The organism is Sphingopyxis sp. USTB-05 (genome assembly GCF_023822045.1).
Classification (GTDB): domain Bacteria; phylum Pseudomonadota; class Alphaproteobacteria; order Sphingomonadales; family Sphingomonadaceae; genus Sphingopyxis.
The window spans coordinates 2936295-2949149 of sequence record NZ_CP084712.1; the positions used below are offsets into that span (position 1 = coordinate 2936295).

The following is a 12855-nucleotide window of genomic DNA, read 5'->3' on the forward strand; positions in this document are numbered from 1 at the left end:
GGAGTCGACCGGGAGCTGCCCTCTCCATCTTCGTCACCCAGGACTTGATCCGGGGTCCCGCTTGATCTCGAAGGCCGGTAGATGCGCAAAAAAGCGGGATCCCGGGTCAGGCCCGGGATGACGGAAGTGGGGTAACGAACGGAAGCGGACGATAGTGATGTGCACCCCGGCGAAAGCCGGGGCCCAGAATTCCAACGCTGCCTTTCCGCACTAGGCCCCGGCTTGCGCCGGGGTGCACAAAGGGCAGCTCACCACCCCGTTGCCGCCATTCGCCCGCACCACAAAATAGGGGGCGGCCCTTGCGAGCCGCCCCCAGTTTCGGGCTTCACATGGTGAAGGTCTTCAAAGCTTGCGCGTGTTGGTCTCGATCAGCTTTTTCGCCTCGGCGATGGCTTTCGCGGTGGTCAGCTTCTTTTCCTGAATATCGTCGGCCATTTCGAGCAGGCGGCCGCTGATCACGGTGCCCGTCTGTGCTTCCTCATCGATCGCGATACCGCCCTTGGCTGCGGCGACACGGTCCCATTCGGCGCGCACGGCGGCCCAATAGTCCTTGGTTGCGGCCCAATAATCGTCGGCCGCCTTCACGTCATATTGGTCATATTTGATATAGGTGTTGAGGACATATTCCTGGACGATCGGCACCAGCTTGCCGTCCTTCGTCCCCATTTTCGTATTGTCCTGCCAGTGGACCCAGCCGTCGGGCGAGGGCTGGTGGCGGTTGATCGAGAGGTAGCGGTCGTAGACCGGATTACGCACGGCATCGCGGCGCGCCAGTGGGCGCCAGGTCCAGTTCGAGCGCCAGCGGCGGACGCCGCCCTGCGTTTCGAACTGACCCCAGCCGCCATATCTTGGGGAATCATCGACCTGATACACCGTCTGCGACCAGCGACCGGTGCGCATCTTTTCGGGCACATCTTCCCACGTCCAGGCGTTGCGGTCGGAATAGACCAGCACCTTCGCAGGTTCATATTCCCAATCCTGGCGCCAATGCTTGATGATCATGCTCTTGTCGTCGTCGCCGGTGATGACGAGCATATGCTGCAGGCTGATCTTGCGGCCGGTGTCCTCGATGACGCGCACGACCTCATTGCCGCCCGAACGCTTGGGTTCGAGGACCTCGTACGTCGGATCCCAGCGCGTCGATTCCTGCATGTTAAAGCTGACGCGGTAATTGCCCGCCATCGCGAGGATGTCGGCACGGTCCTGTTCGAAGTTGGCGGCGGCAGCCTCGGCGGCGATCGGCGGATGGGCCGAAGCGGCGATGGGCAGCGCTGCGGTCAGCAACAGCAACCCGGCGGCGATCTTACGATAGGTTTTCATCGGTGCAGTCCTTTTCGTTTTTTTAAAAGCGGAAGCTGAGCGACACGCTCGCGTTGCGGCCGGGCTGGGTATAGGCGTCGGCGATCACGGCGATCGGCAGGTTCCGGCCGCCAATGAGCGTCGTGTTGGCAAGGCCGCGCGCGTCGCTCCACCAGCTATATTTCTTGTCGAGGATGTTGAAGACGCCGCCGCGCAGCGTCAGCCCCTCGGTCAGGCGGACAAAGGCGGTCGCGTCGAGGATGGTGAAACCGTCGGGGCGGTAACCGCCGGCGGTGCGCGACGCTTCCTTGCGTGCGCTGTGCGTCATGATCAACTGGCCGCCGAAACGGCCCTGCGGCTGACGATAGCCGACCCCCGCGACGAGCTTGAGCGGATCGATCGATTCGAGCGGCGAGCGAATGCCGTCGGGGTCGATGATGTCACCCTTCGCATAGGATAGGGCGAGCGTCGTATACAGGCCGGACGACGCTCGCCCCTCGAACCGCGCCTCGGCCCCTTTGACCCGGACGCGATCGAGATTCACGAATTGGAAGATAGCGGGGTCGGCGGGCGTAAAGCTGCCGTCGACCTGCTCCTGGCTGATGAAATCCTTGTAGCGCGCCGAAAAGCCCGTGACGTCGAGGCTGATCGCGTCGCTCGAAAAGCGGATGCCGCCCTCAAAGCTTTCGCTGCGCTCGGGCCCCAGATCGGGGTTCGGGATCGACGTATAGCCCGACGCGAGGTTCGAGAAGAACTGGTTCACCTGCCCCGGCTCGGGTGCCTTGAAGCCCGTCGCATAGTTGGCGAACAGGCGGAATTCGTCGGTGACCTTCCACACCGCGCCGAACTTTGGCGACAGGCGCGAGCCGTCCTGTTTGGCGCCGGCGAAGGTCGGCAGCAGCGGATCGTCGTCGGGCGACAGGTCGTACCAGTCGAAACGCAGCGCCGGATAGAGGATCAGACGTCCGTCGGCGATGGTGATTTCGTCGCCGACAAACAGGCCCGCGCGCGTGAAATCGGTGCTCGGGAAGGCGCGTGTCGGATAAACCTCGCCGAACGGCGGCACGGTGCCGTCGCGCAGACCGCGCTGACGCGTCTTGCTGATGTCGCCGCCGAAGACGAGACGGTGAGCGATCGCGCCGGTCGCGAAATCGGCGCGGGCATCAGCCGCGGCGCCGATCACGCGGTTCTCGAACGTGTTGAGGCGCGTGCGGTCGGCCGCGGGGGTGCGATCTTCCTCGGTATATTGATTGTCTTCGCCGTCCTGCCAATAGAGCGCGACGCGGGCGAAATCGATCGCGCCCTCGCCTTCCCAGCTCCAGTCGAGCGAGACGCGCTTGCGCTCTCCGCTGTCCCACGCTTCCAGCCGGTCGACGCTGGCGGTGACGACGCCCGCCGCATTCCGCGTCGCGGTGACGCCGGTGAGGCCGTTGGTGTAGAGGTCGGTGTCGAGATATTCACCGGTCAGGCGGATCTTGTGGCCGTTGGCGGGGTCATAGACGATGCGCGCGAGCGCCGCGTTGGAGCGGCCATCCTGGGGGTTCGGCCGCGTGCGGAGCGGACCGGTGTTCGCGTCCTTGCCCGAAGTGCCCGCGACGCCGTCGACATAGATGCCGCCCGCAACATCGCCCTTGTTGTCGAGTTCCTTGTGATCGCGCCGCGTATAGGCGGCCATGATCGACCAGTCGCCGCTGCGTCCCGCAAGGATTGCGGTTTCGCTGAATTCCTTGTCGGCGCTGCTATAGGCGGCGCGGAGGAGGCCGCCGACATTCTTGCCGGGTTCGAGGAAATCGACGGGGTCCGAGGTGATGAAGCTGACCGCGCCCGCTAGGCCGTCACTTCCATAAAGCGCGGACGACGGACCGCGCAGGATTTCGACCGACTTGACGAGACCAAGGTCGACATAGTCGCCGCGACCCGACGCCTGCGCGCCGAAGCTGAAGCCGTCGGGAACGCGGACGCCGTCGACCTGGACGAGCACGCGATTGCCCCCGATGCCGCGGATGTTGAAGCTGTCGTTGCCCGCGCGGCCGGTGGTGCCGAGCGCGGCGCCGAAGCGCGCGGGCTGGCGCTGGACGCTGACGCCGGGTTCGAAGCGGACGAGGTCGCGGATATCGGTGACGAGTTCGTCGGCGATCTGTTCGTCGCTCTTCACCGTAATAGTGACGGGAATATCCTCGGCCTTCACGGCGGTGCGCGTGGCGGTGACGACGATACGGTTCTTGAGCGACACCCAATATTCGCCGTCATTGTCCTGCGCAAAGGCCGGCGTAGCGGTCGCGGCGAGCGCGAGGCCCAGCGCGCTGCTCGCGGCAAGGCGGGTTACGGACGGCAGATATCGGATGTTCAATTTAATTCCCCCGGTTAGATTGCGACTGACTCGCAATAGCGGCGCTCTAGGCGCGCAAATTCAGAGGGTCAAGATGCTATTGCGAATCGTTTTCGACATGATGGCGCATGGCCCCGCGCGACCGCCGGCCGCAAAGCGTGGAGAATGCGGAAACAAGCTCGGAATCATGAAGGCGGGTAGCGACCGGGGGCGGACAGATTCTCCCCTCGTCACCCCGGGCTTGACCCGGGGTCCCGCTTGAGGTCGAAGCCGGAGAGTGCCTCAAAAAGCGGGATCCCGGGTCGAGCCCGGGATGACGAGAGCGAAGAAACGACCGGAAACTAACGACGGTAATGTGTGCCCCGGCGAAAGCCGGGGTCCAGGGCGGCAATCCGCACAGCTCGGCTCTCCAGAGCCCTGGGCCCCGGCCTTCGCCGGGGTGCGCAAATGGGAAACGACCGGTTGCCGACCAATCCTTTTTCGTCACCCCGGACTTGATCCGGGGTCCCGCTTGAAATCGAAGCCAGTGGGTGCCGTCAAAAAGCGGGATCCCGGGTCAAGCCCGGGATGACGGAAGTGGGGGGACGGGATGTCAGCTCACCACCCCAAAACAGACATCGCCTTCAAATAGGCCTTTCCTACATTATTCGGCCGTGCCAGCCTTCATCCGGCTCTTTCATTCGGTGAACAAAAAGGTGGTCGCGACCCGGCTTGCGGATGCGACCATGGTCGGACGTGCCGCGCACGTCGAGCGCTCCGCGACTTGCAAATCGGGGCGCTCATAGGGCTGAACTTTCCTGAACTTTGGAATATTGCGCCGCCCTCGCGCCGACCCGATCCGGATTCAGCCGGGCGATAGCCAAAGAGGGTAACGACAGCTCCCCACCCCAAACAGCCGCTGTTCCGCGCGCTAAGCTCCCGGCCCCTCATAGGCATCGACGATGCGCCCGACGATCGGATGGCGGACAACGTCGGCGCTGGTGAAGTAGCTGACGTTGATGCCCTCCAGCCCTTCGAGCCGGCCGACCGCATCGGCAAGGCCCGAGGTTGCGGGGATCGGCAAGTCGACCTGTTTCGGGTCGCCGCAGATCACCATGCGGCTGTTCATCCCGAAACGCGTCAGGAACATCTTCATTTGTGGGATCGTCGTATTCTGCGCTTCGTCGAGGATAATGAACGCGTCGGCGAGCGTGCGCCCGCGCATGAAGGCAAGCGGCGCGATCTCGATCTCGCCCGACGCAATCCGGCGCTCGACCTGCTCGGCGGGCAGGCAGTCGTGGAGCGCGTCGTAGAGCGGGCGCAGATAAGGATCGACCTTTTCCTTCATGTCACCGGGCAGGAAGCCCAGCTTTTCGCCCGCCTCGACCGCGGGGCGCGAAAGAATCAGCCGCTGGACGCTGCCGGTGATGAGCTGCGCCACCGCCTGCGCAACCGCGAGATAGGTCTTGCCCGTGCCCGCCGGACCAAGCGCGAAAATCACGTCGTCGCGCGCAAGCGCCTGCATATAGGGCACCTGCGACGGCGCGCGGGGGACGATCGTCTTTTTGCGCGTCCGGATCATGATCGGCGGCGCCTCATCCTTGTCGTGGCGGATGATGCCCGCGAGCGTCGGCTGCGCCGACATCGCGATCACGCCGTCGACCAGGCCGGTGTCAACCTCCTGCCCCTGTTCGATGCGGTTGTAGAGTTCGGTGAGCACGTCGCGCGCGCGCGCGGCGGCTTCGGCTTCGCCCTCGATCTGCACGCGATTGCCGCGCGCCGAGATATAGACGCCAAGGCGGTTTTCGATCGCGACGAGGTTGCGGTCGAACTCGCCGAAAAGAATGCCCAAAAGCTGCGTTCGCTCAAATTCCGCGGTCAGTCGGACGCGGTCGCCGGGTTCGGCGGGGGTGGAGGCGGTCAGCGGGCGTTTGGACATATGGGCAAGGCTCCTTCGATCGACGACACGACTGTACTCCCGCCAAGACGGGAGTCCATGACTTGCGGACTGCGAATGCGACGGAAGGAGACGGAGTGTGTCTTCGAAGAGACAGCTTCCGCCAGGCGCACTAGGCGACCTCTTCCGTCAAGGCTTCGGCGCCGACACTGTTCGCGCCGGCCGAAGTGATCCGTACATCGATCATATCGCCGATCTTCAGCCCCGGCGCGATGACATGCACCGACTGGAGCCAGGGCGACTTGCCGATGAGCTGGCCGTCGAGCTTGCCCTTGCGTTCCAGGAGCAGGCGCGTCGTGCGGCCGACGGTCGCTTCGTTGAACGCCTGCTGCTGTTCGTTGAGCAGCGCCTGCAATCGCTGGAGGCGGTCGTTCATCACCGCCTCTTCGATCTGGCCCTCCATCGTCGCGGCGGGGGTGCCGGGGCGGCGCGAATATTTGAAGCTATATGCCATCGCATAATTGGTGGCGCGGACGATATCGAGCGTCGCCTCGAAATCCTGGTCGCTTTCACCGGGGAAACCGACGATGAAGTCGCCCGAAATCGCGATATCCGGGCGAACGGCGCGGACGCGTTCGATGATCTTCAAGTAGCTTTCGACCGAATGGCTGCGGTTCATCGCGGCAAGGATGCGGTCGCTGCCCGCCTGCACCGGCAGGTGGAGGAAGGGCATCAGCTTGTCGATCTCGCCATGCGCGGCGATCAACCCATCGGTCATGTCATTGGGGTGGCTGGTCGTATAGCGGATACGATCCAAACCATCCTCGCGCGCCAGTTCGCGGATCAACCCGTCGAGGCCGATTGCCCTGCCCTTGTCGTCTTCGCCATCCCATGCGTTGACGTTCTGCCCAAGCAAGGTGATCTCACGCACCCCGCCCGCGACGAGCGCACGCGCCTCCGCGATCAGATCCGCATAAGGCCGGCTGATCTCGGCACCGCGCGTGTAGGGCACGACACAATAGGTGCAGAATTTGTCGCAGCCTTCCTGCACGGTCAGGAAAGCGGTCGGGCGCTGGCCGCCGGCGCGCTTCGGCAGCGCGCCGAACTTGCTTTCGAGCGGCATGTCGAGATCGATCGCCTTTTCGCCCTTTTCGGCGCGGGCGATCAAGTCGGGCAAGCGGTGATAGGCCTGCGGGCCGACGACGACATCGACGCTGGGCGCGCGGCGGGCGATCTCGGCACCCTCGGCCTGCGCGACGCAACCGGCGACCGCGATCGTCGGGGTGCTGCCGTCGGCGCGCTTCAGCCGGCCGATGTCCGAATAGACTTTCTCGGCCGCCTTTTCGCGGATGTGGCAGGTGTTGAGCACGACAAGGTCGGCGTCGGCGCCATCGGCGGCGGCAACATAGCCCTCGGCGCCCAGCATCTCGGCCATGCGCTCGCCGTCATAGACGTTCATCTGGCAACCGAAGGATTTGACGTGAAATGTTTTAGGAGAGTCGGATTTCATCGGCGCGCTATAGGCGATGCGGCGCGCTGGCGGAAGACCGTGCGATTTCCGCCGCGATCGTCGCGCGCGCCGCCTCGGCGAGCAGTTTTCGGTCGCCTTCGACGATATCGGGAAGCGGATCGAGATAGTGGATCGTCAGGTGGATCGGGCGCTTGCGCGCGAGCAGCCGTTTGAAATTGCCGAGCCCGGATTCAGGATCGAGCCAGGCGATGTCGCTCGCCTCGGGCCCGTAATCGAGAAACACCGGCTGAACGCGCAGGTTCGGCGGCGTCGGGATCATCGCCTGGAACAATGACGCGCGGAACGGCAGCAGTCCGTCGCCGGGGCCCGTCGTACCTTCGGGAAAGAGCGTCACGGGACGGCCGCGCGCGAGCGCGTTGCGCAGGTCGTTCGCCTGATTGTGAATCTCGCGCCGCGCCTCGCGCTGGACATAGACGGTGTGGTTCTGGTCGGCGAGCCAGCCAACGAGCGGCGTCGTGCCGACCTCTGCCTTCGACACGAACGCCGAGCGTGCGGCACCGCCCAGAGCGAGAATGTCGAGCCAACTCACATGGTTCGACACGAACAGTACATTGCGCCGGAGCCGCGTACCCGTCGTGCGGATGCGCAACCCCGCGATCCAGCCGACGGCGTTTAGGAAGGCCATGACCATCGGCGACGGACGCCCGACGGCGCGATAGAGAAGGTGCGGGACGATCAGAAAAAGGAGCGTCAGCACCATCAAGGCGAGACGGGCGACCGTCCGCCAGGTAATCGTACTGCGATCAGTCGCGCTTGCGATCGATGGCGACACCATAAAGCTCCATGCGGTGGTCGACGAGGCGGAAGCCCAGCCGTTCGGCGATCACCTTCTGCAACGCCTCGAGCTCGGGATCGACGAATTCGATCACCTTGCCGGTTTCGACGTCGATCAGATGATCGTGATGCGCCTCGGGCGCGGCTTCGTAACGCGAGCGGCCGTCGCCAAAGTCGTGACGATCGAGGATGCCCGCCTCTTCGAACAGGCGGACGGTACGATAGACGGTGGCGATCGAGATGCCGCTATCGACCTTTGATGCACGCTCATAGAGCGTCTCGACGTCGGGGTGATCCTCCGAATCCGAGATTACGCGCGCAATGATGCGACGCTGCTCGGTGATACGCAGCCCCTTTTCGTGGCACAGGGCTTCGAGATCGATGTTACCGGACATGCTTGCCTTTCCTGCAGATGCAGCCGTGTCTGTCTTTGTTACAAACTGTATAGGCACGCCCCGCGGATAGGACAAGGGCGGCACCCCTACGACGCCGCCCTTCCCTGCTCCGCCGGAGCTAATATCGCAGTGCCTCAGACCTTCGGCTTACGCTTGCGGCCACCGCCACGACCTTTGGTGCCGAGGCCGATTTCTTTCGCCAGCGCACGGCGCTTTTCGGCGTAATTCGGGGCAACCATCGGATAGTCGGCGGGAAGCCCCCATTTGGCGCGATAGTCTTCGGGGGTCATGCCATAATGCGTCATCAGGTGTCGGCGCAGCATCTTCAACTTTTTGCCGTCTTCGAGACAGACAATATAGTCGGGCTTCACCGAGGTGCGGATCGACACCGCCGGCACCAGCTTTTCCTCGACGACTGCTTCGGTCCCGAGACCGGACAGCGCGGCGTGCACATTATTTATCAAAAGGGAGAGGTCTGAAATGGCGACGCTGTTATTGCTGACATGTGCCGCGACGATGTCGGCAGTCAGCGTAACGAGCATCTCGTTGGTATCGGCTTGGTCGGACATGAGACTATTCCTCGTATATATTACCCAAGAGCAAGGTCGGCGAATATTGGATCTGTTCTTTCGCCGGCCCGATTACTGCCACTTTGGATGGAATTCCGCAATGACCGATCAGTCGGGCTTTGCCTCTCGTGCCGATCTCCGCATGGTTATTGCGTCGCGAACGACGCCGTCGGTACCACGATAATAGGCCGGACGCCGCCCGCACTCGCTAAAGCCGGCGGATTCATAAAGATGAACCGCGTCATTATCTGCCCGCATTTCAAGGAAATAATCTTCGGCACCCAGTTCAGCGGCCCAAGCGCGCCAGTCGTCGATCAGTAATGCGCCGATACCGCGGCCTCGAAACTGCGGATCGACCGCAAGCAACAATAATTCGCTTTCGGGACCGGCGATACGCGCCGCAGAGAAACCGCAGGCCCGCTCGCCATCCCATGCGAGGCATACGCGCGCCGACGGCAAAGCGAATAACGTCAAAAGCTGCGCCCCGCTCCACGCTTCGCCATAGGCGGGCTCGAACGCGGCATCCATTACGCGCATTACCGCGGCAAGGTCGCCGACACGGGCGGTGGCAAGGCGAACGTCTGCGGTCATGCCGGCGCCATCGGCTTGGCGTCGGGGGCGCGGCCATAGATCGGGCTGGGCTGGTCGTTCAGCGCGGCGGCGGGCAAGCGGAGGAACGCGCGCGCGTCGGGCAAGGTCGCAAGTGCGCACCCCGAACCACGACGCTCAACAAAAGGTTCGGCACGGTTTCCGACGACGAGTTCGCCCTCGATCAACACCGCCTCGTCCGGCACAAGCGAGCGAATCTCAGCACGCGGCAACAGGTCCGCGGCGAACGGCTGGACGAACCATTGACCATGCCCGCCTTCGACCACGACCAGCCCGCCGCCCGCCGCCGCGATGGCATCGGCTGCCCCTGCCGCGACGAGCGCGAGCGTCGAAAAGCCGCGTACCGGCACTTGCCAGCCAAGCGCCAGCGCGCGAGCCGCCGCCACGCCGATACGTACCCCGGCAAAACTGCCCGGGCCGCATCCCGCAGCGATGATGTCGGCACGTCCGCCGCCGGCAAGTTCGGCAATCAGCGGAACCAGCCGCTCGGCATGACCGCGGCCGATGATCTCATGACGATAGTCGACGACGGCCTCCGCCTCCAGCAGCGCCACCGAACAGGCCTCGCTCGCCGAATCGATGACCAGATACCGCATGGAGGTGAGGCGCTCGCTCAGGCGATGCGGTTGAAGCGCGCGAAGTCCGGCCGCGGGCTGCGTTCGAAGATCGTCGCCGGATCGCCATAGCCGAGGGTCGAGATGAAATTGCTCTTCACATGCGGCTGGTCGGCGAAGAAGGCTTCGTCGACCGCGGCGTTGTTGAAGCCCGACATCGGCCCGGTATCGAGACCAAGTGCGCGCGCTGCGAGAATGAAATAGGCGCCCTGCAGGCTCGAATTGCGGAAGGCGGTCGTCTGCGCCAGCGCATCATTGCCGACGAACCAGCTCCGCGCATCGGTGTGCGGAAAGAGTTCGGGCAGATTTTCGTAGAACTCGTTGTCGCTCGCGATGATCGCGGTGACCGGTGCGGCAAGAATCTTTTCGGCATTGGCCGGGAGCGCGAACGCCGCAACCTTTTGCTTCGCTTCGTCGCTCACGCACCAGACGATCCGCGCCGGCAGGCTGTTCGCGCTGGTCGGGCCGAATTTCACCAGATCCCAGATCGCGTGCAGTTGCGTCTCCGAAACAGGCTTGTCGAGATAGCCGTTATAGGTGCGCGCGGTACGAAAAAGCTGGTCGAGAGCGCTGTCGGAAAGCGGCTCGCTCATGGGCTAACTCCTCAGGAAATATTGGTCAGACGGCGTGGACTGCCGTTACCTCAGGCACATAATGTTTCAAGAGGGACTCGATGCCATTCTTGAGCGTTGCGGTCGATGACGGACATCCCGCGCAGGCGCCCTGCATCTTGAGGTACACATTGCCCTTGTCGAAACCGCGATAGACGATGTCGCCACCGTCGTTGGCGACCGCAGGACGGACGCGCGTTTCGATAAGTTCCTTGATCTGGTCGATGATGTCGGCGTCGGCGGGATCATCGGCGAACCCCTCATCCTCGGCCGGCACCGAAAAGCCCGCGCTCGCGGCGTTGAACAGCGGCACTTCGGCAAGGAAATGGTCCATGACGATGCCCAGGACGTCTGGCTTTACGTCGGCCCATTCGGCGCCGGGCGCAATCGTCACCGACACGAATTCACGGCCGAAAAAGACGCCGGTCACATCGCCGAGCGAGAAAAGCGCGCTCGCGAGCGGCGACGCCTCGGCCTCTTCGGGGCTGGCAAAGTCGCGAGTCCCCGTTTCCATCACCGCCCGGCCGGGCAGGAATTTGAGCGTCGCGGGATTGGGCGTCGATTCGGTTTCGATCAGCATGGCGTGCATGTGGGGCGGAGCGAGGCTTTGTGCAAGATGATAGGGATGCGCTAAGGCGCCCCGATGCGCCGTTTCACTCATTTCGCCGCCATCGACTGGTCGGGTGCACGCGGAGAACGGCAGCGCGGGATCGCGCTCGCTGTCGCGAGCGACACGGCGGCGCCCGCCCTGGTGCAGCCCGAGCATGTCTGGTCGCGCGCCGAAATCCTGAACTGGCTGGAGGATGTCGCGGCGGCGGGCACGAATATGTTGATCGGATTCGACTTTTCGGCAGCCTTCGCCTTCGCCGACCATGGCGCCTATTTCCCCGGCTGGACGGAGACTCCTGCTGACATGGGCGCGCTCTGGGCGCTCGTCGAGCAGTTCGCCGGCGACGATCCATATTATGAGGCTGGCGGGTTTCTCACGCATCCGGAGGCGCGCCGGCACTTTCGGCAAACGGGTGCGGCCGGCGACCTGTTCGAGCCCGGCGCGGGGCGACTGCGTGTCGTCGAACAGCATCAGCGCACGACGAAGCAGGCGGCAAGCGTAAGCAATTTCAACCTCGTCGGCGCGGCGCAGGTCGGCAAGGCCAGCCTGTCGGGGATGCGGCTGCTCCACCGGCTGACAGGCCGCATACCCTTGTGGCCCCGCGATCCCGTGCCTCGAACAGGCCCGATGCTGGTCGAAATCTATACCAGCCTTGCCGCGCGTGCGGCGGGTCTTCCTCCGGGACGCAGCAAGATCCGTGACGGCGCCGCGCTCGACAAGGCGCTCGCGGCGCTGGGTTCGCCCCCTTGCGGCTTGACCGGCCCCGTCAGCGACCATGCGAGCGACGCGCTGCTCACCGCCGCATGGCTGCGCGCAATAGCCGGCGACACGGCGCCTTGGGCGCCATCGCCGCTGACCGACGCCCTCGCACAAACCGAAGGCTGGACCTTTGGCGTCATTTGAAGCAAAGGGCGAAAAGTGCCGGCTTAGCTCAGTTGGTAGAGCACCTGATTTGTAATCAGGGGGCCACGGGTTCGAATCCTGTAGCCGGCACCATCACATAATTCGGGAGGTTTCAGGTGCGCTTTCGGGCGCTGCCGGTCCTAGACGCGGTGGCGCCGTGCGCATGATCAAATTGCCGAACTCTTCGCGACCTGTCATCCGCCCTTCGGCAAATTGGCGCGGGGTCGTCTCGCGGCGACGCCTGCGACCATGATTTCATTTGCCGGTCCCACAAACGAAGGAGATTCATATGACCATCGAACGCCTGCATGCAGGTCCACGCATGAGCCAGGCCGTGATCCATGGCGGCATCGTTTATCTTGCCGGCCAGGTTGGCGCACCGGGCGAGGACGCGACCACGCAAACACGCGCCATTCTCGCATCGATCGACGCGCTGCTCGCCGAAGCCGGCACGGACCGGTCGCACCTGCTCACGGCAATGGTCTGGTTGGCCGACATGGCCGATTTCGCCGCGATGAACGCGGTCTGGGAAGACTGGATTGGCGGCGCCAATGCGCCGACGCGGGCGACCGGCGAAGTTCGTCTGGCGACGCCCGATTACCGGGTAGAAATCATCGTCACGGCCGCTCGACCTTGAAGTAGAAACGAAGGCTTCTGCCTGCTCCCTTATCGAGGCAGTCGAAGCAAGGCCGGGACTGCGTGACCTTGCTTCGAACTGCCCCGAAAACGGATTCG

At 63.9% G+C, this 12855-nt stretch carries 13 protein-coding genes and 1 tRNA gene; 3 read left to right on the forward strand and 11 right to left on the reverse strand.

All coding sequences use genetic code 11. The features are described from left to right. Positions 1–342: 342 nt before the first annotated feature. From KEC45_RS13600 to KEC45_RS13650, 11 genes are all read right to left on the reverse strand, one after another. Entirely contained in the window at positions 343–1320 is a 978-nt protein-coding gene (locus tag KEC45_RS13600; RefSeq protein WP_062178216.1) for a DUF6607 family protein, read from the reverse strand. Positions 1321–1342: 22 nt separating this feature from the next. Next, positions 1343–3649 carry a TonB-dependent hemoglobin/transferrin/lactoferrin family receptor gene (locus tag KEC45_RS13605; RefSeq protein ID WP_238586574.1) on the reverse strand — a complete coding sequence of 769 codons (2307 nt, stop codon included), beginning with the start codon at positions 3647–3649 and terminating at the stop codon, positions 1343–1345. Positions 3650–4538: 889 nt separating this feature from the next. After that, on the reverse strand, positions 4539–5546 hold the full coding sequence (locus tag KEC45_RS13610) for a PhoH family protein (protein ID WP_062178213.1): 1008 nt from the start codon (positions 5544–5546) through the stop codon (positions 4539–4541). A gap of 130 nt (positions 5547–5676) precedes the next feature. Beyond that, positions 5677–6963 carry a tRNA (N6-isopentenyl adenosine(37)-C2)-methylthiotransferase MiaB gene (gene miaB / locus KEC45_RS13615; protein WP_238586573.1) on the reverse strand — a complete coding sequence of 429 codons (1287 nt, stop codon included), beginning with the start codon at positions 6961–6963 and terminating at the stop codon, positions 5677–5679. Positions 6964–7021: 58 nt separating this feature from the next. Continuing rightward, the gene (locus KEC45_RS13620; RefSeq protein WP_062183574.1) at positions 7022–7807 is read right to left on the reverse strand and encodes a 1-acyl-sn-glycerol-3-phosphate acyltransferase; all 786 of its coding nucleotides are present in this window, start codon (positions 7805–7807) and stop codon (positions 7022–7024) included. After that, on the reverse strand, positions 7779–8204 hold the full coding sequence (locus KEC45_RS13625; protein ID WP_056369183.1) for a Fur family transcriptional regulator: 426 nt from the start codon (positions 8202–8204) through the stop codon (positions 7779–7781). The genes KEC45_RS13620 and KEC45_RS13625 overlap by 29 nt, the downstream gene beginning before the upstream one ends. 134 nt (positions 8205–8338) lie before the next feature. Beyond that, positions 8339–8773, reverse strand: coding sequence for a MucR family transcriptional regulator (locus tag KEC45_RS13630; RefSeq protein WP_062178207.1), 435 nt, complete (start codon positions 8771–8773; stop codon positions 8339–8341). A 108-nt stretch (positions 8774–8881) separates the two neighbouring features. After that, the gene (locus KEC45_RS13635; RefSeq protein ID WP_238586571.1) at positions 8882–9364 is read right to left on the reverse strand and encodes a GNAT family N-acetyltransferase; all 483 of its coding nucleotides are present in this window, start codon (positions 9362–9364) and stop codon (positions 8882–8884) included. Then, complete coding sequence (gene tsaB, locus KEC45_RS13640; RefSeq protein ID WP_062178204.1) at positions 9361–9978, reverse strand: tRNA (adenosine(37)-N6)-threonylcarbamoyltransferase complex dimerization subunit type 1 TsaB; 618 nt, start codon at positions 9976–9978, stop codon at positions 9361–9363. Before tsaB ends, KEC45_RS13635 begins: the two co-directional genes overlap by 4 nt. Before the next feature lie 17 nt (positions 9979–9995). Continuing rightward, positions 9996–10589 (reverse strand): malonic semialdehyde reductase, encoded by a 594-nt coding sequence (locus KEC45_RS13645; RefSeq protein ID WP_062178201.1) that lies wholly within the window; start codon positions 10587–10589, stop codon positions 9996–9998. Between the two features lie 25 nt (positions 10590–10614). After that, positions 10615–11268 (reverse strand): NifU family protein, encoded by a 654-nt coding sequence (locus KEC45_RS13650; protein WP_152682298.1) that lies wholly within the window; start codon positions 11266–11268, stop codon positions 10615–10617. On the opposite strand from KEC45_RS13650, the gene KEC45_RS13655 reads away from it, so the two are divergent. The 3 genes from KEC45_RS13655 (at position 11251) to KEC45_RS13665 (ending at position 12757) form a co-directional block, all read left to right on the forward strand. Further along, positions 11251–12120 (forward strand): hypothetical protein, encoded by an 870-nt coding sequence (locus KEC45_RS13655; protein WP_062178199.1) that lies wholly within the window; start codon positions 11251–11253, stop codon positions 12118–12120. The two genes, KEC45_RS13650 and KEC45_RS13655, sit on opposite strands and share 18 nt — an antisense overlap. A 17-nt stretch (positions 12121–12137) precedes the next feature. Further along, a tRNA-Thr gene (locus tag KEC45_RS13660) sits at positions 12138–12213 on the forward strand. A 196-nt stretch (positions 12214–12409) separates the two neighbouring features. After that, positions 12410–12757, forward strand: a complete 348-nt coding sequence (locus KEC45_RS13665) for a RidA family protein (protein WP_062178197.1) — start codon at positions 12410–12412, stop codon at positions 12755–12757. Positions 12758–12855: the final 98 nt, after the last annotated feature.